Source organism: Azospirillum brasilense (assembly GCF_003349955.1).
Classification (GTDB): Bacteria; Pseudomonadota; Alphaproteobacteria; order Azospirillales; family Azospirillaceae; genus Azospirillum; species Azospirillum brasilense_B.
This window is the reverse complement of the sequence record NZ_QLKQ01000023.1, coordinates 29150-49084: the sequence shown is the minus strand read 5'-3', so window position 1 is coordinate 49084 and position 19935 is coordinate 29150. Positions and strand designations below refer to the sequence as shown.

Genomic DNA, 19935 nt, shown 5'->3' with positions numbered 1-19935 from the left:
GTGCCCCGCCACCTCGCCGGCCACATCCTTACCTTTGCGTTTACCAAATGGGAGGACCGCGCTCAACCGACTATTTCGCATACGAATTATAAAGGCGCCGGAGCAAGGGGTGCCCCGATGCTCTGGCGCCGCGGGCTTGTCCGCCCGTCCTCAGGCGGATTCGGCGATGGTCTCGACGCTGCCGTCGAGCGCCATCAGCAGCAGTTCCACCTCCAGATCGGGATGCCGCGCCTTGATCGCGGCGCCCAGCGCGCGCAGTTGCTCGGCGTGGGCGGCGGTTTCCTTTTCCGGGTCCGCCACCAGATCCGTCCCCAGGAAGACGCGGTAGGCGCCGCAGTCGCGGTGATCCATGACCATCACGCGCCGGATTCCGTGCAACTGCTTGGCGACCGCCACATGGTCCCAGAAGGCCTCGCCCCACGCCTTCTTCCGGTCGGTCAGGGCGCCCAGCGACGCGCCGGCCAGGATCACATGGTCGTAGCGGTTGGTCAGCCCGCGCCCGTCCATGTAGCGGCCGATGTCGTCGATCAGCCGGTAATCCATGCAGGAGAGCAGAAGCGCGTCCACCGCGCCGCCGGGCTGGGCGGCGCCGGCGGCGCCGGAGGTCAGCGGCGCCATCAGCGCAGCCCCGGCGCCCAGCGCGGCGATCTTCAGAAAGGTCCGGCGGGAGTCGTGCCGAAGGCCGCCGCAACAGGTCGAGCCGACGTCAATTCCGGTGCTTTGTCGGTACTGCATGAGGTCTCCGCGTCGTTGAGGTTTCGTGGGGCCGAACGCCCGTGGAGACCGCAGTACCTCACAGCTTCCGAGACCGCATTATTCGTAGACGAATCTTTCATGGACCAGAAGGGCACAGCATGGTGACAGGATTATCCGGACAAACTGGAACGAGAACCTTCGGCCGGTTCGCCGGGCGCCAAAAAGAAACGGGCCGCTTCCCAGGTGGGAAACGGCCCGTTCGGCATGGTGCTGCCGGTGTTGCGTTGCTGGTATCAGCCGCGGGTGCTGCCCGAAGCCCGGTCGCCGGTGGCGACCGTGTCGCTGGCCGGCTTTTGCGTGCCGGCGCTGGCGCTGTGGCTGGAGGAGCAATCCGCGCTGGCGACCCCCGCCGTCAGGAGGGCGGCGAGACCGAACAGAACGGCTACCGGCTTGGCTCCATGAGACATTGGATCACCTCCTTTCAAAACTGTTGAACACCGCAACAGCATGTGAGGACGATCCGGCGCGAGTCAACGCCTTATACCGCCCGTACAGGGTGCGGCGCGCAACGGCGACCGCCTCAGTTCGCGGTCTCCAGCGCCTCGCGCATGGTGCGGAACAGCTCCGCCTTGTCCTCGAAGCCGATGCCCGGCTGGTCCGGCAGGCGGACCCGCCCGTCCTCGACCGCGATGCTGTCGGCGAAGCCGCAGAAGGGCTTGAACACGTCCGGGTAGGACTCGTTGCCGCCCAGATGCAGGCCGGCGGCGATGTTCAGCGACATCTGGTGGCCGCCGTGCGGCACGACGCGGCGGCTCGACCAGCCGTTCTCCGCCAGCATGTCCAGCGTGCGCATGTACTCGACGAGGCCGTAGCTGAGCGCGCAGTCGAACTGCAGCCAGTCGCGGTCCGGCCGCATGCCGCCGTGGCGGATCAGGTTGCGGGCGTCCTGGTGGCTGAACAGGTTCTCGCCGGTCGCCATGGGGCGGTCGTAATGGTTCGCCAGCTCGGCCTGGAGCGCGTAGTCGAGCGGGTCGCCGGCCTCCTCGTACCAGAAGAGGTCGTAGGGCTTCAGCGCCTCGGCGTAGGCGATGGCGGTCTTCAGGTCGAAGCGGCCGTTGGCGTCGACGCAGAGGTTCCGGCCGTCGCCGACCACCTCCAGCACCGCCTCGATGCGGCGCAGGTCGTCCTCCAGCGAGGTGGCGCCGATCTTCATCTTCACGACCTTGTAGCCGCGGTCGCGGTAGCTGCGCATCTCGTCCTGGAGCGCCTCCACCCCCTTGCCGGGATAGTAGTAGCCGCCCGCGGCGTAGACCCAGACCGACTCGTCCGCCACGCCGCCGCGGTAGCGGTCGGCGAGCAGGCGGTAGAGCGGCTTGCCGGCGATCTTCGCCACGGCGTCCCACACCGCCATGTCGATGGTGCCCACCGCGACCGAGCGTTCGCCATGGCCGCCCGGCTTCTCGTTGGTCATCAGCCGCGCCCAGATCTTGAACGGGTCGAGGTTGCCGTTCGCCTCGTCGATCAGGCTGTCGGGGGCGGCCGAGGTCAGGCGGGGGATGAAGCGTTCCCGCATCAGGCCGCCGGCGCCGTAGCGTCCGTTAGAGTTGAAGCCGTAGCCGATCACCGGCTTGCCGTCGCGCACCACGTCGGTGATGACCGCCACGGTGGAACAGGTCATCTGGCTGAAATCGATGTAGGCGTTGGCGATGTCGGACTTGATGCCGACGGTCTTTTCCCGGATCTCGACGATGCGCATGGCGCTGCTTCCCTTTGGCTTTTCCGATGCCCTGGGCCGCAGGATAGGGATGGACGGGACCGCCGGGCCAATGCCAGTTTCAAATCGCGTGATGCGCATCCGGCATGGGCTGAAGAGTCACCGATGGAACTGAACTGGCTCGAGGATTTCCTCGCCCTGGCGGAGTGCGGCAACTTCTCCCGCGCGGCGGAGGGACGCAACCTGACCCAGCCGGCCTTCAGCCGCCGCATCCGCGCGCTGGAGGACTGGACCGGCACGCCGCTGTTCGACCGCAGCACCCAGCCGGTCGGGCTGACCGAGGCCGGACGCCGCTTCCGTCCCTTCGCCGACGAGACGGTGCGCCGCCTTCTGCAGGGGCGGGAGGAGGCACGGCTGGCCGGGGGCGCGGCGGCCACGACGCTGCGCTTCGCGGCGACGCACGCGCTGTCGCTGACCTTCTTCCCGACTTGGCTGAGCCGGCTGGAGGGACAGGCGCGGCTGGGCGCCATCCATCTGCTGTCCGACAGCATGCAGGCCTGCGAGCAGGTGATGACTCAGGGGCAGGCGCAGTTCCTGCTCTGCCACGCCCATGCGGCGGCCCCCTCCCGGCTGGAGGCCGGGGCCTTCCGCTCGACCGCGGTGGGGAGCGATCGCTTGGTGCCGGTCTGTGCGCCCGACGGGTCCGGTGCCCCCCGGTACCCATTGTCGGGTGGGGCTGTGTCCAGCGGCGGGGTCGCCCTGCCCCATCTCGCCTACAGCCCGGAATCGGGCATGGGACGCATCGTCACGGCGGCGCGCGGCGGCTTTCCGGCGCCGCTGGCGCTCGATACCGTCTTCACCTCGCACCTCGCCGCGGTGCTGCGCACGCTGGCCCGCGACGGCCGCGGCGTGGCGTGGCTGCCGGACAGCCTGATCGGCGAGGATCTGGCGCAGGGACGGCTGGTGCGGGCCGGCGGGGCGGGTTGGGAAATCGCGGTCGAGGTGCGGCTCTACCGCCCGCGCGCCCGCCAGAGCCCGGCGGCGGAAGCCTTCTGGGCTTTGGCGGCGGAACAGGCACCCCAGGACGGGAGGGATCGGGAATGAGCGGAGCGGGTTACAGGCTTTATGGGGCCCCCGGCTGGGGGTCCGTCCTGACGGAAGCGATGCTGGTCCAGTGCGGCGTCCCCTTCGTCTTCGAGGACGTCGCGGGTTTCGACGCGCCGGGCGCGGCGCGGCAGCGGCTGCTGGCGCTGAACCCGCTGGGGCAGATTCCAACGCTTGTCCTGCCGGATGGGACGGTGATGACGGAAAGCGCGGCCATCGCGCTGCTGCTGGCCGAACGGCACCCGGACGCCGGACTGGCCCCGCTGCCGGACTCGCCGGAGCGCGCGGCCTTCCTGCGGCTGCTGGTCTGGCTGGTGGCCAACATCTACCCGACCTTCACCTACGGCGACTATCCGAAGCGCTGGGTGACGGAGGCTCCGGAGACGCTCGGCGCGGCGATGGTGGAACACCGCAAGACGCTGTGGCTCTGGCTGGAATCTCAGCTGGGTGATGGCCCGTGGGTGCTGGGGGAGCGCTTCAGCGCGCTCGACATTTACGTCGGGGCGATGGTGCACTGGCGGCCCCGCCGCGCTTGGTTCGCGGAGCATTGCCCGAAGTTGTCGGCCGTGGCGGAGCGGGCGCTGACCCTGCCGACCCTGGAAGCGGTCTGGAGTCGGAACTTCACGCCGGCATCCTGAACCGGGATGCAACGGTTTCAATACAACACGGGGGGCGACCGCTGGGCCGCCCCCCGTTTCACAATCAGCGCTCGTTGAGGGCACGATACACGATGTAGGCCGGGGTCGCGCGCAGCCAGGCGGCGAGGAACTCGCGGACGGCCTGGAGGGCGGAGGACTGGGCGCGGTCGTTGCCGATGTGGCTGTAGGTCGAGCTGTTCATGATGGTCTCCAATCGTTGGGAGGCGTTATCGGGGGTGTTGTTCGTTGAGATCAATATGCCCTGGTATACCTAATACCACACGCGCGCTTCTTGCAGGGCAGACCCCAAAAAATGCAACGCTTTCAATGCTTTAATCATCAGACATTCCGCCCTGGAAACTGTTTGCTGCGCGGACCCGAAATTCTTGCCGCATCGCGGCAGGCGGCGGCCTAGCCAAGGCCGCCGCACCACCCCACTTCTGGTGTCATGCCGCGCGACGACAGCCAGCCCCGCTTTCCCGCCGTCCCGTCCGACCACTGGGACGGGCGCCGTTTCTTCAACCCCCACGCCGACACGGACAAAAGCCCGCGCGAGCTGTGGCGGCTCTACAAGGCGCGCGGCCCGCGCTGGACGCCGCCGGACCCGCAACCGCCCCGCCCTTTCCGTGCCGTCACCCCGGCGCGCGGCGAGGTGGCGGTCACCTTCATCGGGCAGGCGACCTTCCTCATCCAGATCGGTGGAGCGGCCTTCCTGACCGACCCCGTCTATTCCGACCACGCCGGCCCCTTCGGGCGGCTGGGGCCGAAGCGGGTGCGCCCGCCCGCGGTGCGCATGGAGGATCTGCCGGCCATCGACGCGGTGCTGCTCAGCCACAACCACTACGACCATCTCGACGCCCCAACGCTGCGCCATCTGGCGCGGCGGCGCGGCGTTCCGCAGGTGATGACGGGGCTCGGCAACGGGCCGATGATGCGCCGGGCCGGCTTCGACGCGGTGCATGAACTGGACTGGTGGGACAGCCTGCCCGGCCCGCACGGCACCCGGATCACCTTCGTCCCGGCGCAGCACTGGTCCGCCCGCACGCCCTTCGACCGGCGCCGGACCCTGTGGGGCGGCTTCGTGGTCGAAACGCCGGAGGCCGCCGTCTATTTCGCGGGCGACAGCGGCTATTGCCCACATTTCCGGGAGATCGGGCGGCGGTTCGGCGCCATCGACGTCGCCCTGCTGCCGATCGGCGCCTACGAACCGCGCTGGTTCATGGCCGCCCAGCACATGAACCCGGCCGACGCCGTGCGAGCGCACCGCGACCTGGGGGCGCGGCACAGCGTCGCCATGCATTTCGGCACCTTCCAGCTGACCGCCGAGGGCATCGACGCTCCCATCCGGGCGCTGCACCACGCGCTGGCGGAGCAGGCGGTCGACCCCGGCCATTTCGCCATCCCCGGCTTCGGCGAACCCATGCGCTTCCGCCGCCCTTCGGCCTAGTGGGCAGGGGGCTTCGCCCGGCGGCCTATGGCGCAAGCCCGATGGACGCGAGCGCGCGGATCGGAGTAACGCCTTGCGGGACAACAGCCATCACACAGGCGGAGCCGGGCGTAAATGCAGTTGGAAATCAGTGCCTTCGTCAGTTCCCTCGGCAGCGAATCGGACCATGGCCCCGACGCGTTGGAGCGGGTGCGGGACAGCATGCGATCCCTGGTGGACACGCTCGCCGCGCTGAACCTGGGCATCGTTCTGGAAGTGCGCGACGTGCAGCGTCTGCAGACCGTCACCCGCATCGTCCAGGCCGACGCGCCGAACCGCTGACCGCCTATCGCCGCAGCGGACAGGCCCGGCGCGCCAGCCGGGCGTTCAGGTCGCCCGTCTCCACCACCGGCTCGCCCTGGCTGCGCATCACGAAGCCGAAGGTGTCCATCACGCGGTCCAGGACGATCTCCTGGTCGTCCGGGCGGCGGCTGACCATCACCACGGCGTAGCCGGCGGACCGGGCCACCGCCGGCTCCCCGCGCAGGCCGCGCACGCCCCAGCCGGCCAGCGCGCCCTTGCAGCGGAACAGTTCCACCGACAGGCCGGCGCCCCCGGTCGCCCCGGCCACCACATAGCCGGCAGCCACCGCCAGCGGGGCCAGCAGCCCATCCCAGTCCAGACAGTCCTCCCGCGACACCCACATGCCGCCGACCGAGCAGGGGGCGGCGCCGATGGCCTCGCCCAGCCCGGCGCGGAAGGCGCGCAGCACCTCGACCGCGTCGGTCGCGGGCATCGGCTCCACCCGGTTGCCGTCCGGCATCAGCATCAGACGCCCGGCCCACTCGGTGGAGGGGGGAAGCTGTTCGGTGAGGCGGGCGAGGAGGGCTTCGCGCGCCTGGGCGAAGGGAACGACCTTGGACATGGGGAACGGGGACCAGCGGCAGATGACGGGAACCGGGGCCGGAAGGAAGCGAAAGCCGCGCCCTCTGTCAACCGGCGCGCGAGGGCTTCGCCACATTTCGGCCCCATTGTCACGGCCCCGCATCGCCGCCCCGGCTGCCGGACGGAAAATCCCGTCGCCCGTTCGTTTTCCCCTTGCCAGCCCCCGGAAAGGGGCTTATAAGCCGGCCTCCGTTCCGGATTAGCTCAGTCGGTAGAGCAGCGGACTGTTAATCCGCGTGTCGCTGGTTCGAGTCCAGCATCCGGAGCCATATTGCGGGTGTAGCTCAGTTGGTTAGAGCGCCGGCCTGTCACGCCGGAGGCCGCGGGTTCAAGTCCCGTCACTCGCGCCACCTTCCCTCATCGGTGGCCTTTCTCAAACTCCCCCTCATCGCATCACGGTGACCGTGGCGGCCTCCGTCCGGCTGATCACCACCTCGTCGCCGGGCTTCACCGTCTCCAGCCCCTGCACATCCGGCGGCACCGGAACCGTGCGCACGCGCCCCTGCGGCCCGCGCAGCGTGACCGTCCGCCGGTTGAGGTCGATGGCCTCGACGACCTCGGTCACCCGGGTGGTGGTGATCGCCGACGCGTGCGGCATCTCGCCGACCGCCGCGCGGTCCGTGCTGCTGCGTTGCGTGGCGCCCGGCCCGCCGTTCGGCGGCTGGGTGACGATGTTGGTCAGGCGGGCGTACTCGATCTGCACGGTGTCGCCGACCTTGATGCGGTCGAAGTTCCGCACGGCGGTGCCGGCGGTCACCGCCTCCTCCCGCCCGTCCTGGAATTGCAGGATCACCGTCCGCGCCGCCTTGTCGACACCGCGCACCTTGGCGGTTGAGCGGACGTTCTCGACCATGGACAGCCGCGGCGTGGGCTCGATGCTCGCCGGAGCCAGGACGGCGGACGGCGGCGCGGTCTCGGACGCCGGCGCGCAGCCGGTAAGGACCGCGCCGGTCAGGAACACGGCCAGGACGGCATGGGTCTGGTGTTTCATGGGATCGCCTCCACCTCTTCTGGGACCGGCTTCCGGGCCTATGGCCGGTTCGCTTTGGTCCGGTTCGGGCGCTGGAACGGCGCGGTCGCGCGGATGTTCCGCATCCCCGCCCCGCTGGCGGGTGCAACTTACCGTATGTTCGCTCCCTCGACCCGTCCGGCGGAGGGCCGCCGTCACCCGGAAGGGTCAGAATTTGAACACCGCCTCCATCCCGACGAAGTGGATCGTCTTCGCGGGGCCGGTGTCCTGAAGGAAGGCGCCGGGCCGGAACAGCGAGTAGGACAGCAACCCCTCGACCGTGCGGCCGGCGGCGTAGGACAGAACAAGCTCCCCCTGCGTGCCGATGTGGCGCGACCGCGACCCGGCGCCGGAGCGCAGAAGGTTCCCCGACAGGTCGTAGACGCCGTCCTCCAGGCTCATCCGCCAATAGGCGATGGCCGAGGCGGACAGGCTGAAGTCGTCCGACAGCGCCACATCCACGGAGGGATGCAGGTTCATCAGGTTCAGCGGCCCGACCGGAGTCAGCTCCCCGAAATACTTCGCGCGAGGGAAGAGGGGATTGAAGGTGCCCAGCCGCCCGTCGCCGGGATCGCGGTCGCCGCTGGCGATGTTGGCCTTCAGCCCGAGCCGCGGGCGCAGCGGGACACTCTCCCAACGGTGTCCGGTGTCGCTGGCGATCGACCAGGCGGCAATGGTTTCCCCGTCAATGCGCCCGGTCTGGAGCATCGCCTCCCAGTTCCAGTCCCAGCCGTCGGCCTTGCCGAACAGGCGGGTGCCCAGTGTGTGCCGCTCCTCCCGCCCCTGCCCGCCCTCGAAGGACGCCGCCCGGTTGCCGTAGCCGATATAGTAGGCGTCCAACCCCGTGCCCCAGCCCGCGCCCGCGCCGCGCGTGGCGTACAGCCCCCAGGCGGAGCGCCCGCCGTCGCGCCGGTCATCGAACAGGTCCGGCGCCGCGCGGACCGGGCGGCCGAGGAAGCCGTCCACCCGCCAGGGGCCGGACCGCAAGATGCCGGTCACCGCGTCGAAGGCGCGCGGCACGTTGGCGCCGTAGCGCAAACTGATCAACCGCTCCGACCCGTAGGCGAGCATTTGCCGCCCCGCCCGCAGCGTGCCCTGCGCGCCCCCCAGCGGGACGGAGAGGTCGGCGAAGCCCTGCAGCAGGTCGGCGCGGTCGACGTCCGGCGCCCCCTCCGGCCCGAGCTTCCCCGCCGAGCCGGCCATGATCAGTTGCCCGAAGACGCGCAGGGCCGACCCGGCGCGCAGATCGGCGTAGGGCAGCAGGCGCCACAGGCCGTAGGCGTCGTTCCTCGGCTCGTCCTGCCCCCAGCCACTGTTGCGCACCGCCTCGCCGCGCAGCCGCGCCTCCAGTCCGCTGGACAGGGAGACCGTGCCGCCGGGCGTGAGCGGGATCGCCTTGAAGCGCTCCCAAAAGGCGCCGCTGCCCGCCGCGGGGTCGAGGAGGTAGCGGTAGTCCTCGTCGTAGCGGGTGTTGGTGAGGGGCGGCGGCGTCTCCGCTGGGGCCGGGGCGGACGGCAGCAGCAGAGCCGCGACCAGCACCCCGCGCCAGCGCCTCACGAGGCCGGCCCCGCGTGGTGCTCCAGCGCCAGGAAGTGCGACACCCGCGGCGGCCCGTCACCGCGGTGGAAGGCCAACGCCTCCTTCTGCACGTCCGCGTCGGCGTTGGACACGCGGCGGTGCTGGCGCTGGTGCTCGGCCCAGGATTCGACAAAGAACCACTCCAGCACCCGTTCCGGATCGCCGGAATCCTGACTGACGCCCCAGGCGTAGGCGCCGTCCCGCCGCCGCGCCTCCGACAGGCGGCGGAGCGCCGCATGGAAGGCGTGCTGGTCGGCGGCGGCCACCCGGTACTCGATGGTGATCAGCACCGGGCCGCGATCGTTGCGCACCGGCTCGGCGGTCAGCGGCTCCGGCCAATGGTTGGAGGGGGTGAGGTCGGCCTCGCCCTCCGGCAGCGGCACCGCGCGGGACAGCACCGCGACGGCGAGCAGCCCGACGGCGCTGACCCACAGGGTGGCCGGAACGCCGATGGCGTCGGCCAGCGCGCCCCAGCCCAGGCTGCCCGCCGTCAGGGCGCCGTTGAACACGGTCAGGTACAGCGCCAGCCCGCGCCCGCGCACCCAGTTGGGCAGGATCGCCTGGGTGGTGGCGCTCAGCGTCGTCAGCACGGCGATCCAGGCCGCCCCGGCGCCCAGCAGGACCGGCAGGGCCAGCCAGCGCGGCGGGGCCAGGGCGAGGATGCCCATGACGACGGCGGTGACCAGCGCCGCCGCCAGCATCAGGCCGTCCGCCCCCAGACGCTCGCGCAGGCGCGGCAGGACGGTCGCCCCGCCGATGGCCCCCGCCCCCACGGCGCCGAGCAGCAGACCGTAGAAGCCCGGTCCGCCGCCCAGCATCGGCCCGGCGACGATGGGCAGCAGGGCCCACAGGGCGCTGGCGCAGGCGAAGAACAGGCCGGCGCGCAGGAAGACGCGGTGCAGTTCCTTGCTGGCGCGGGCGTAGCGCAGCCCGGCGCGCAGCGCGCCGCCGAACTGCTCCGACAGATCGTCGCGGGGGTCGGGGGTGCGCCGCCACCACAGCAGGGCGGCGATGACGATGATGTAGGAACTCACATCCACCGCGTAGGTGGCGGCGGCCCCGGCGGCGGCCAGGATCGCGCCGCCCGCCGCCGGGCCGATGGCGCGGGCGATGTTGATGCCCAGGCTGTTCAGCGCGACGGCGCCCTTCAGCTCGCCGCGCGGCACCAGCTCCGGCACGATGGATTGCCAGACCGGCGCCATCAGCGCCGCCCCGACGCCGCCGAGGAAGGTCAATCCGGCGATGGAGGCGACGCTGGCGACGCCCAGCCACGCCTGGATCATCAGCGCGGCGCTGACGCAGGCGAGCAGGCACTGGATGACGATCAGCATCCGCCGCCGGTCCATGATGTCCGACAGCACCCCCGCCGGGATCGCCAGCAGGAAGATGGGCAGCGAGCCCGCCGCCTGGATCAGCGCGACGGTGGACGGCGATCCCGACAGGTCGAGCACCAGCCACGCGCTCGCCACGTCGCGCATGAAGGTGCCGACGTTGCCCAGCACCGCCGCCACCCACAGCACGGCGAACAGCCGGTTGCTCAGCGGCGCGAAGGCTCCGGCGGGCTTGGAGGCGGGCGGCTTTTTCCCGGGGTTCGGGACGGCCTCGGCGGTCATGCGCGCCCTCCTCGGCGGTGGGTCAGCACCGCGGCGGCTGCGAAGCCGCCGACGATGGCCAGATGCTCCAGAAAGGTGGCGGTCTGCCGCGCGCGGTCCGGCCCCTCAAAGGTCCAGAAGGCGTGGGCGAGCAGCGTGGCGACCACCGTGAAGCCGGCGAGGATCCCGGCGCCGAGCCAGCACCAGCGCCGCGTCAGGAACAGCGCCGACCCGCCGAGCTGGGTGACGATCACCGCCACCGCGACGAGGACCGGCAGGCCGAGCCCCAGCCCCGCCGCCTCGGCCACGGCGCCGTTGAAGTCCGTCAGCTTGACGAGCCCACTGACGACGAAGGGCGCCGCCAGCGCGAGCCGGGCGAGCCAGGCGGTCCCCGGCCAGTCGAGCAGGGCGGCGATCGGCGCAGCGGCGGCGTCCTTGCGCGTGGAGAGGGTGTCGGCCATCGTTGCGCTCCCCCTCAGACCGCCCAGCAGCCGCAGCCGAACACGCCCCAGAAGCTGCGCGCGTCGGACGAGGGCACGTCGGCGCCCAGCGCCGCCGCGTGGTCGTGGCCGTGCACGGCGCAGCCGGAATGGCAGCCGCACTCCGCCGCCTGCCGCTGCACCGTCTTGGGATCGCGGTGATAGCCGCCGACTGTGGCGACCGGCGACCAGTCGGGCATCGGCTTGGGCAGCGGCGGGGCGAGCGTGTCGTAATCGCCCTCGCCATGCACCACGGCGCCGCCCAGCAGGGTCAGGACCGAGCGGATGTGGGGGATGCGGTCCTCCGCCACCGCCATGTAGTCGTCGCTGAGCAGCGCCGCGTCGGCGAGCTGCCCGGCCTCGATCCGGCCCTTCTTGCCCTGCTCGTTGGAGAACCAGGTGTTGGCCTCCGTCCACAGGCGCAGCGCCGTCTCGCGGTCCAGCCGGTTGGCCATCGGGTAGAGCGACAGCCCGCCCACCGTCTTGCCGGTGACCAGCCAGGACAGCGAGACCCAGGGGTTGTAGCTCGCCACGCGGGTGGCGTCCGTCCCGGCGCCCACCGGCACGCCGGCGGCCATCATCTTCGCGATGGGCGGCGTGGCCTCGGCGGCCTTGGCGCCGTAGCGCTCCACGAAATACTCGCCCTGATAGGCCATGCGGTGCTGCACGGCGATGCCGCCGCCGAGCGCCGCGATGCGGTCGATGTTGCGGTCGCTGATCGTCTCGGCGTGGTCGAAGAACCAGTTCAGCCCTTGCAGCGGGATGTCCCGGTTGACCTTCTCGAAGACGTCGAGCGCCCGGCCGATGGTCTCGTCGTAGGTGGCGTGCAGCCGCCACGGCCAGCGCCGCTCGGCCAGCAGGCGGACCACCGGCTCCAGATCCGTCTCCATGTTGGGCGGCATCTCGGGGCGGGCGACGCGGAAGTCCTCGAAGTCGGCGGCCGAATAGACCAGCATCTCCCCCGCCCCGTTCAGGCGGTAGCGGTCGTCGCCGTCGCCCGGCTTGACCGTGTCCGACCAGGTGGCGAAGTCCTGCAACTCCTCCTTCGGCTTCTGGGTGAACAGGTTGTAGGCGATGCGCAGCGTCATCTCGCCGTCGGCGTGCAGTTTCTCGATGATCGCGTAGTCGTCGGGGTAGTTCTGGAAGCCGCCCCCGGCGTCGATCACGCTGGTGACGCCCAGACTGTTCAGCTCCCGCATGAAGTGGCGGGTGGAGTTGACCTGATACTCCTCCGGCAGCTTCGGCCCCTTGGCGAGGGTGGAGTAGAGGATCATCGCGTTGGGCAGGGCGAGCAGCAGGCCGGTCGGGTTGCCCGCGGCGTCGCGCTGGATCTCGCCGCCCGGCGGGTTGGGCGTGTCCTTGCCATAGCCCACCGCCCGCAGCGCCGCGGCGTTCAGCAGCGCGCGGTCGTACAGGTGCAGGATGAAGACCGGCGTGTCGGGGGCGGCGGCGTTCAATTCCTCCAGCGTCGGCAGGCGCTTCTCGGCGAACTGGTGCTCGGTGAAGCCGCCGACGACGCGCACCCATTGCGGGGCCGGGGTGCGGGCCACCTGGGCGCGCAGCATCGCCATGGCGTCGGCCAGCGTCGGCACGCCGTCCCAGCGCAGCTCCATGTTGTAGTTCAGGCCGCCGCGGATGACGTGGATGTGGCTGTCGATCAGGCCGGGAATCAGGCGGCGTCCCTTGGCGTCGATCACCGTGGCGTCCGGAGATGCGGCGGCACGCACCTCGGCCTCCCGCCCCACGGCGAGGAAGCGCCCGTCGCGGATCGCCACGGCGTCGGCCTGCGGGTTGGCGCGGTCGAGCGTGGTGATCTTGGCGTTGACGATCAGAAGGTCGGAAGAGGGCATGGCGGCATTCCCAAGGCGGGTGAGCAGGGGCGAGGCGAGCAGAGTGGCGGCGGCGCTTCCGGCGATGGCGCCCCGGCGGCCAATGCCGGGACGACCGGTCCCGGTCATGCCCGGCCCCGCGGGGGTGCGTCCGCGGCGGGGACGGGCGGGCTCGCGGCATCAGGAGCGGCGGCGCCGGCCTGCGGCCCCAGGATGTGGCGGGCGCAGTCGTTCTGGATGAAGGCCAGCACCGGCTGCCCGGCGATCAGCCGCTTGACCACCGGCACCGCCTGCTCGCCGACCAGCATGCCGAGCAGGCCGATCAAGGCGATGGTGGGCGGCGCGGGGGAGCGGACGCCGAGCAACGCGTAGAGGACGCCGACCAGGATGCCGGCGCCGAGGGAAAGCAGGTAAGGCATCATGGCGTGCCTGTTCTTCGTCCGGATGGGCGGGAAGAGGCGGACCGGCCCCGGGGAGAGTCGGAACCGGTCCGCCGCGGCGCGGAGCTTTCGGCGCCGCGAAGCCAATACCCTTGGTCAGGCGGCGGCGCTGTGGCCGCCTTCCGACGCGCCGAACATCGTCTTGGCGTAGATGATGCCCAGGCCATAGGCGCCGCCGTACTTCTTGGCGATGCCAGTGGTCATCTCGTAGGTCTCGGTGCGCGCCCAGTCGCGCTGCAGTTCCAGCATGTACTGGAGCGAGGTCATCGGGCGGACGCCGGCCTGGACCATGCGGTCCATGGCGCGCTGGTGCGCCTCGACCGACACGTCGCCGCAGGCGTCGGCGATGACGTAGACCTCGAAGCCCTGGTCCAGCGCCGACAGGGTCGGGCCGACGATGCAGACCGAGGTCCACAGGCCGCAGAAGACCAGCCGGGTCTTGCCCAGGCCGTTCACCCGCTTGATGACGTTCGCGTCCTCCCAGGTGTTCATGGAGGTGCGGTCGGTGACCTCCGCCCCCGGGAAGGCCTCGGTGATCTCGGAGAAGATCGGGCCGGAGAAGCTCTTTTCCGCGACGGTGGTCAGGATGGTCGAGACGCCGAAGCCGGCGGCGGCGTGGGCGACCAGCGCGGTGTTGGTGCGCAGCGTCGTGGCGTCGATCGAATGGGTCGCGAAGGCCATCTGCGACTGATGGTCGATCATGATCAGCGCGTGGTCCTTCGGCGATACGAGCAGTTTGCCGGGAGTCGCGGTGGCGGTGATGGTCATGTCTCTATCCCCGTTGTTTTTGGCGCCGGTGCCAATGGCGTTGCCTCTGGCGAAGTCTGTGGCCCGGCGGTGTGTCGAAGCATCGGTCAGGGACGGAGGACGGCGACATTGAACTTGCGTTTGCCGGCCCTATACCTTGGTATATCAGGCCAAGGCGCCGCTCGCCGCCGGTGCCGGTCAGGGTAAAGGGACGGGGTAAAGGACTGGGCTTGAGGGTTGAAGGCGGACGTGACCCGACGGGCGGGCGAGGGTGATGCGCACGAGCGATGACCCCGGAGACCAACGGTTTCTTCTGGCGACCCTGCCCCCACGGGCGGGTCAGACGCGGCTGGCCGTCGGTACCGTGGCCGGGCTGCTGGTCGCCCTGGCCGTCGCGGCGCCATTCGCCCGCCTGACGCTGGACGGAACGGCGGTCCTGCTGCCCGCCTACGCCACCGCGGTCCTGCTGACCGAGCTGATGACCGCCGTGCTGCTGTTCGCGCTCTACGCCACGCAGCGCACGCCGGCCCTGCTGGCGCTGGCCGCCGGCTATCTGACGACGGCGCTGCTGATCGTCCCCTGGGCGCTGACCTTTCCCGGGGTCTTCGCGCCGACCGGGCTGCTCGGCGCCAGCCTGCAGAGCACCGCCATCGTCGCCGCCGGGCGCCGCATCGGGCTGCCGCTGTTCATCCTGGCCTACGCGCTGCTCAAGGCCGCGGAGGCCGGGCCGCGCGAGGCGCACCGCCCGGCCCTGCCCGCCATCGCCGGCGGCATGGCGCTGGCGGCGGTCCTCGCCGGGGGCCTCACCGCCTTCGCGCTGGCCGACGAGGCCCTTCTGCCGCGGCTGATGATCGACAGCCTGCGGGAAACGCCGCTGTGGATGGTCGTGCCGGTGACCGCGCTGGCGCTCTGCGCCGCCGCACTGGCCGTCCTGTGGCGGCAGCGGCGCTCCGTCCTGGACCTGTGGCTGATGGTCGTGCTGGCCGCCTGGGCCATCGAGACCTGCCTGCTGAGCTTCATCAGCGGCGGGCGGTTCAGCGCCGGCTGGTGGTCGGGACGGGTCTTCGGGCTGGCCGCCTCCAGCATCGTCCTGCTGGTCCTGCTGGCCGAGATGACGACGCTCTACGGGCGGCTGGTCCGTTCGGTGGCGGCGGAGCGGCGGGTGCGCGACGCCCGCTTGGCCAGCCTGGAGGCGCTCTCCGCCTCCATCGCGCACGAGGTCAACCAGCCGCTGGCGAGCATGGTCACCAACGCGGGCGCCGGACTGCGCTGGCTCGACCGCCCGTCGCCCGATCTGGATGAGGTGCGGGCGGCGCTGAAGCGGATTTCCGACGACGGGCACCGCGCCGCGCGGGTGATCGCCTGCATCCGCGATTCCTTCCGCAAGGCGCCGCCCCAGCGCAGCCGGATGGACATCAACGGCGTGATCCGCAGCGCGCTCGACCGCACGGAGGGCGAGCGCCGCCTGAACCGCATCGCCGTGCGCACCGACCTTCAGCAGCGCCTGCCGGCGGTCAACGGCAGCGCCGTGCAGCTCGAACAGGTGCTGCTGAACCTGATCGCCAACGCCGACGACGCCATGGCCGCGGTCACCGACCGTCCGCGCGTTCTGAGCATCCGCTCGCGCCGCCGCGGGCTCACCGACGTCATCGTGTCGGTGGAGGACACCGGCACCGGCCTGCAACCGGCCCAGGAGGAGCGACTGTTCGAACCTTTCTTCACCACCAAGGAGCATGGGATCGGCATGGGCCTGACCATCTGCCAGTCGATCGTGGAGGCCCATGGCGGCCGGTTGTGGGTGGCCGCCAACCAGCCCCACGGCGCCGTCTTCCGCTTCACCCTGCCCGCCGACGACGAGCCGGAGCGGCCGGAGGCCGGAGCGGCGCTGGAGCGGACACCATGAGCGACCGGTCCATGTCCGACCGCCCCCCTTCCGACCGGTCCGCCATGGCCGTGGAATCGCCCTTCGTCGCCATCATCGACGACGATCCGTCCATCCGGGAGTCGCTGGTCAGCCTGCTGCGCTCGGTCGGGCTGACCGCCCTGCCCTTCGCCTCGGCGCAGGAGTTCCTGCAGCAGCGCCTGCCCGACGCGCCCGGCTGCCTCGTGCTCGACGTCCGCCTGCCCGGCCAGAGCGGGCTGGAGTTCCAGCGCGAGCTGAGCGGGACCGACATCCGTCTGCCGGTCGTCTTCATCACCGGTCACGGCGACATTCCCATGTCGGTGACGGCGATGAAGGCCGGGGCCGTCGAGTTTCTGGCCAAGCCCTTCCGCGACCAGGACCTGATCGACGCCGTCCACACCGGCATCGAGCGCGACCGCGACCGCCGCCGCGCCCTGGACGCGCTGTGCGACCTGCGCGAGCGCTTCCGCAGCCTGACCCCGCGCGAGCGGGAGGTGATGCAACTCGTCGCCGCCGGGCAGCTCAACAAGCAGATCGCCGCCGAGCTGCAGCTCAGCGAGATCACCGTGAAGGTCCACCGCGCCAGCGTGATGCGCAAGATGCAGGCGCGGTCCCTGCCCGATCTGGTGCGCATCGCCGACAAGGTGACCCTCGCCGGCGACGCCTGACCGGTCCTTGCCTACGCCCCCTTGATGAAGGCGAGCACATCGGCGTTGAAGCGGTCCTGGTGGGTGGCCGTCAGGCCGTGCGGCGCCCCCTCGTAGACCGTGAGCGTCGCCTGCGGCGCAATCTCCACGGCGCGGCGGGCCGACGCGTCGATGGGCACGATCTGGTCGTCGTCACCGTGGATGAGCAGCGTCGGGATCGCCATCTTCTTCAAATCCTCGGTGAAGTCGCTTTCCGAGAATTGCTGGATGCAGTCGTAGGCGCCCTTGATCCCGGCCATCATGCCCTGCAGCCAGAAGGAGTGCCGCAGCCCCTCCGACACCTTGGCGCCGTCGCGGTTGAAGCCGTAAAAGGGCATGGTCAGGTCGAGAAAGAATTGCGAGCGGTCGTCGTAGGTGCCCTTGCGGATGCCGTCGAAGACCTCCATCGGCAGGCCGCCGGGGTTGGCCGCGGTCTTCAGCATGATCGGCGGCACCGCCCCGACCAGCACGGCCTTGGCGACGCGCCCGGTGCCGTGGCGCCCGATGTAGCGGGCAACCTCGCCGCCGCCGGTGGAATGGCCGACCATCACCGCGTCGCGCACGTCGAGCGCGTCGAGCAGTTCCGCCAGATCGTCGGCATACTGGTCCATGTGGTTGCCGGTCCAGGTCTGGTCCGACCGGCCGTGGCTGCGCCGGTCGTGCGCGATGACCCGGTAGCCCTGCTGGCCGAAGAACAGCATCTGCCCGTCCCAGGCGTCGGCGCTGAGCGGCCAGCCGTGCGAGAACACCACCGGCTGCCCGCTGCCCCAGTCCTTGTAGAAGATGCGGGTGCCGTCCTTGGTGGAAATCGTGCTCAAAACCCCCTCCTTTTTTGGACGCGCGACAGATCCGCGACGGGATCGGCCAGACGGACGAGGGCCGCTCCATGGATGGCGCGGACCGTTGTCTTCCTCACAACTTTGCCGGAGGTCGGCCGGCCTGGATACTATACGGAGGTATCGGTGGACCGGATGCATCGGCGGGCGGCCCGTGCAGCGGGTCCGAGCCACGGCTGCCCGCGGCCCCCATCCCGACCACACGGGAAGGTTTCCTTGGAAATGCCGACATCCGCATGGAGCGCCTCACCGACCCGGAAGAAACGCGAGCCCTTGCGGACATTTCTCGCCCGACAGTGGAAATGTTTCGTTTTTTCAATCAGTTCCGGTGCCATTCATGAGGATTTGCTGTCCTTTGCGTCTTCCGAAGCGGCGCAGCATCGTTTATTGTCGGCTGACGGTGGGCACAAAGCCTATCCATCTGGGAAATAAGCTCACGGTTTCTTGGAGGAGTAGAGCTTGCGGATGCTCGTCGCCGTGGCCGATGAACTGCGCCGGCAGAGCCGCAGCATCATCGTCCGTCTTATGCTGTTTGGACTAGTCTTGGTCTTCGTCGGCGCCTGCGCGCGCATCTGGGTCCTGTCATCCTTCTTGGAGGACAAGATCAACAACCTGACCTCGTCCCAGCAGCAATCGACGGCGTCCTACGTCGCCCACGACATCGACGAGAAGATCAAGGCGCGGCTCGATCTCCTGCGCCGCGCCACCGGAAGCCTGCCATTGGCAGCCCTCGACGATCCCACGGCCCTGCGCGACTGGCTGAAACGGCATCAGGACATCGCGCCTTTGTTCTCGCGCGGGCTGATGGTCGTCCGGCCCGACGGCCACGAGGTCATCGCCGATTATCCGGAACGGCACCGGTCGCCGGATTTCGACGTCTCAAGCCGCGATTGGTTCCAGGCGGCGCTGGCATCCCGTGAACCGGTGATCGGGCGGCCCGCCCGCTCCTCCCTCGACGGCGAGCCGATGATGGTCATGGCGATGGCCGTCACCGACGCCGCCGGCCGCCCGGTCGCGGTCCTGAGCGGCGCCACGGCTCTCTCGTCGCCCGGCTTCCTCAATCTGGTGCAGGGAAACCGCATCGGGCGCAGCGGCGGCTTCCTCCTGGTGTCCCCCCGCGACAGGCTGTTCGTGTCGGCCAGCGACCACGGGATGATCCTGACCGCGACCCCGCCGGAGGGGGTGAACCCGCTACACGACCGGGCCATGGCCGGTTACCGCGGCACCGGCGTCACCGTCAACGCGGCGGGGGTGGAGGAATTGTCCGCCATCGCCGAGGTCCCGACGGCGGGCTGGTTCCTGGTCGCCCGGCTGCCCACGGCGGAGGCCTTCGAAGGGGTGCGCGACCTCCAGGCCTTCATCGCCACCAACAGCCTGATGATCGCCACCTTCGCCGCGACCGTGCTGTTCATCGGCATGCGCCGCTTCTTCCGCCCGCTGACCGAGGCGGCGCGGCGGATGCACCAGATGGCCGATGGGCATGTCGAGCTGGCGCCGCTGCCGGTCCGCCGCATGGACGAGGTCGGGGAGTTGGTGCACGGCTTCAACTATCTGCTGGGCAAGCTGCGGGAGCAGGAGGCCGCCCTGCGGGCGAGCGAGGCGCGGATGGCCCACATGGCCCATCACGACGCGCTGACCGGCCTGCCGAACCGCACCATGTTCCACGACCGTCTGCAACAGGCCATCGACCGGGCGGAGCGCGCCGGCTCCCTGTTCGCCCTGCTCTACATCGACCTCGACGGCTTCAAGCCGATCAACGACACCCACGGCCACAGCCGGGGCGACGAGGTGCTGCGCGTGGTGGCGCGGCGCCTGTCCGGCCTGCTGCGCAAGTCCGACCTGATCGCCCGCATCGGCGGCGACGAGTTCGCCATCGTCCTGGAAGTGGATGTGACCCGCGCCGGGGCGGACACGGTGGCCGACAAATGCCAGGCGGCGCTGGAGGAGCCCATCCTCGTCGACGGCCTGCGGCTTCCGCTCGCCTTGTCCATCGGTGTCGCCGTCTACCCTGAGGACGGGCGGGATGCACAGCAACTCATCGTCCACGCCGATCAGGCGATGTACGCGGTCAAGCGGGGGGCCGCCCGCGTCCCAGCCCTGTAGGGGCTCCGGCTCAATGGCAGCCTGAACCGCCGCCGGCCGGGCCGCAGCCCTTGCACCCGCCGCCGCAGCCAGAGCCCTTCGGCGCGGCCCTGCCCAGCAGGCGGGCGCGCAGCCCGGCCGGCAGGATCACTCGCCACACCGTCCACGCCGCGGCCAGCGCCACCACCACGGCGACCAGCAGATCCTGCCACATGGCCGTGCCCTCCCCTT

Annotated in this window: 21 protein-coding genes and 2 tRNA genes; 9 read left to right on the top strand and 14 right to left on the bottom strand. The window is 70.5% G+C overall.

Going from position 1 to position 19935, the window contains the following annotated elements; translation table 11 throughout:
- Positions 1-150: 150 nt before the first annotated feature.
- The 3 genes from DXK32_RS12685 to DXK32_RS12675 form a co-directional block, all read right to left on the bottom strand.
- Positions 151-735 carry a carbonic anhydrase gene (locus DXK32_RS12685; protein WP_114858835.1) on the bottom strand — a complete coding sequence of 195 codons (585 nt, stop codon included), beginning with the start codon at positions 733-735 and terminating at the stop codon, positions 151-153.
- 254 nt (positions 736-989) lie between these two features.
- Positions 990-1163: a hypothetical protein gene (locus DXK32_RS32125; RefSeq protein ID WP_155903579.1), complete on the bottom strand. Its 174-nt coding sequence runs from the start codon at positions 1161-1163 to the stop codon at positions 990-992.
- Positions 1164-1276: 113 nt separating this feature from the next.
- Positions 1277-2452 (bottom strand): mandelate racemase/muconate lactonizing enzyme family protein, encoded by a 1176-nt coding sequence (locus DXK32_RS12675; RefSeq protein ID WP_114858833.1) that lies wholly within the window; start codon positions 2450-2452, stop codon positions 1277-1279.
- A 123-nt stretch (positions 2453-2575) separates the two neighbouring features.
- On the opposite strand from DXK32_RS12675, the gene DXK32_RS12670 reads away from it, so the two are divergent.
- On the top strand, positions 2576-3514 hold the full coding sequence (locus tag DXK32_RS12670; protein WP_114858832.1) for a LysR family transcriptional regulator: 939 nt from the start codon (positions 2576-2578) through the stop codon (positions 3512-3514).
- Positions 3511-4152, top strand: coding sequence for a glutathione S-transferase family protein (locus DXK32_RS12665; RefSeq protein ID WP_114858831.1), 642 nt, complete (start codon positions 3511-3513; stop codon positions 4150-4152). The genes DXK32_RS12670 and DXK32_RS12665 overlap by 4 nt, the downstream gene beginning before the upstream one ends.
- A gap of 64 nt (positions 4153-4216) precedes the next feature.
- Here DXK32_RS12665 and DXK32_RS32635 read toward each other — a convergent pair whose 3' ends face one another.
- Positions 4217-4354, bottom strand: a complete 138-nt coding sequence (locus DXK32_RS32635; RefSeq protein ID WP_175428756.1) for a hypothetical protein — start codon at positions 4352-4354, stop codon at positions 4217-4219.
- A gap of 246 nt (positions 4355-4600) precedes the next feature.
- On the opposite strand from DXK32_RS32635, the gene DXK32_RS12660 reads away from it, so the two are divergent.
- Together DXK32_RS12660 and DXK32_RS12655 are read left to right on the top strand one after the other, a co-directional pair.
- The gene (locus tag DXK32_RS12660) at positions 4601-5599 is read left to right on the top strand and encodes an MBL fold metallo-hydrolase (protein WP_063922685.1); all 999 of its coding nucleotides are present in this window, start codon (positions 4601-4603) and stop codon (positions 5597-5599) included.
- A 114-nt stretch (positions 5600-5713) separates the two neighbouring features.
- On the top strand, positions 5714-5920 hold the full coding sequence (locus DXK32_RS12655) for a hypothetical protein (protein WP_114858830.1): 207 nt from the start codon (positions 5714-5716) through the stop codon (positions 5918-5920).
- A 4-nt stretch (positions 5921-5924) separates the two neighbouring features.
- On the opposite strand, the gene DXK32_RS12650 is transcribed toward DXK32_RS12655, so the two are convergent.
- Positions 5925-6503 (bottom strand): hypothetical protein, encoded by a 579-nt coding sequence (locus DXK32_RS12650; RefSeq protein WP_114858829.1) that lies wholly within the window; start codon positions 6501-6503, stop codon positions 5925-5927.
- 213 nt (positions 6504-6716) lie between these two features.
- Between DXK32_RS12650 and DXK32_RS12645 the strand changes: the two genes are divergently transcribed.
- Positions 6717-6792 (top strand) — tRNA-Asn (locus tag DXK32_RS12645).
- A gap of 4 nt (positions 6793-6796) precedes the next feature.
- Positions 6797-6873, top strand: a tRNA-Asp gene (locus tag DXK32_RS12640).
- A 35-nt stretch (positions 6874-6908) separates the two neighbouring features.
- Here the strand turns inward: DXK32_RS12640 and DXK32_RS12635 are convergent.
- The 7 genes from DXK32_RS12635 to DXK32_RS12605 form a co-directional block, all read right to left on the bottom strand.
- Positions 6909-7514, bottom strand: a complete 606-nt coding sequence (locus DXK32_RS12635; RefSeq protein WP_114858828.1) for a hypothetical protein — start codon at positions 7512-7514, stop codon at positions 6909-6911.
- 186 nt (positions 7515-7700) lie between these two features.
- A complete protein-coding gene (locus DXK32_RS12630) occupies positions 7701-9089 on the bottom strand; it encodes an alginate export family protein (RefSeq protein ID WP_114858827.1) in 1389 nt (462 codons plus the stop codon).
- Complete coding sequence (locus tag DXK32_RS12625; protein WP_114858826.1) at positions 9086-10723, bottom strand: MFS transporter; 1638 nt, start codon at positions 10721-10723, stop codon at positions 9086-9088. Before DXK32_RS12625 ends, DXK32_RS12630 begins: the two co-directional genes overlap by 4 nt.
- Positions 10720-11163, bottom strand: a complete 444-nt coding sequence (locus DXK32_RS12620; RefSeq protein ID WP_205215701.1) for a DoxX family protein — start codon at positions 11161-11163, stop codon at positions 10720-10722. The genes DXK32_RS12625 and DXK32_RS12620 overlap by 4 nt, the downstream gene beginning before the upstream one ends.
- A 14-nt stretch (positions 11164-11177) precedes the next feature.
- Positions 11178-13139: an amidohydrolase gene (locus DXK32_RS12615; RefSeq protein ID WP_114858825.1), complete on the bottom strand. Its 1962-nt coding sequence runs from the start codon at positions 13137-13139 to the stop codon at positions 11178-11180.
- The gene (locus DXK32_RS12610) at positions 13136-13432 is read right to left on the bottom strand and encodes a XapX domain-containing protein (protein WP_114858824.1); all 297 of its coding nucleotides are present in this window, start codon (positions 13430-13432) and stop codon (positions 13136-13138) included. Before DXK32_RS12610 ends, DXK32_RS12615 begins: the two co-directional genes overlap by 4 nt.
- Positions 13433-13546: 114 nt before the next feature.
- Complete coding sequence (locus DXK32_RS12605; protein ID WP_014197758.1) at positions 13547-14218, bottom strand: hydrolase; 672 nt, start codon at positions 14216-14218, stop codon at positions 13547-13549.
- Positions 14219-14471: 253 nt separating this feature from the next.
- Between DXK32_RS12605 and DXK32_RS12600 the strand changes: the two genes are divergently transcribed.
- On the top strand, positions 14472-16100 hold the full coding sequence (locus tag DXK32_RS12600) for a sensor histidine kinase (RefSeq protein WP_114858823.1): 1629 nt from the start codon (positions 14472-14474) through the stop codon (positions 16098-16100).
- Positions 16097-16768, top strand: coding sequence for a response regulator transcription factor (locus tag DXK32_RS12595; RefSeq protein WP_348981592.1), 672 nt, complete (start codon positions 16097-16099; stop codon positions 16766-16768). Before DXK32_RS12600 ends, DXK32_RS12595 begins: the two co-directional genes overlap by 4 nt.
- An 11-nt stretch (positions 16769-16779) precedes the next feature.
- Here the strand turns inward: DXK32_RS12595 and DXK32_RS12590 are convergent, their stop codons facing one another.
- A complete protein-coding gene (locus tag DXK32_RS12590; RefSeq protein ID WP_114858822.1) occupies positions 16780-17604 on the bottom strand; it encodes an alpha/beta fold hydrolase in 825 nt (274 codons plus the stop codon).
- 483 nt (positions 17605-18087) lie between these two features.
- Here DXK32_RS12590 and DXK32_RS12585 point away from each other — a divergent pair, with 483 nt between their 5' ends.
- Entirely contained in the window at positions 18088-19725 is a 1638-nt protein-coding gene (locus DXK32_RS12585; protein WP_114858821.1) for a bifunctional diguanylate cyclase/phosphodiesterase, read from the top strand.
- A gap of 10 nt (positions 19726-19735) precedes the next feature.
- On the opposite strand, the gene DXK32_RS12580 is transcribed toward DXK32_RS12585, so the two are convergent.
- Positions 19736-19918, bottom strand: coding sequence for a hypothetical protein (locus tag DXK32_RS12580; protein WP_114858820.1), 183 nt, complete (start codon positions 19916-19918; stop codon positions 19736-19738).
- Positions 19919-19935 lie beyond the last annotated feature (17 nt).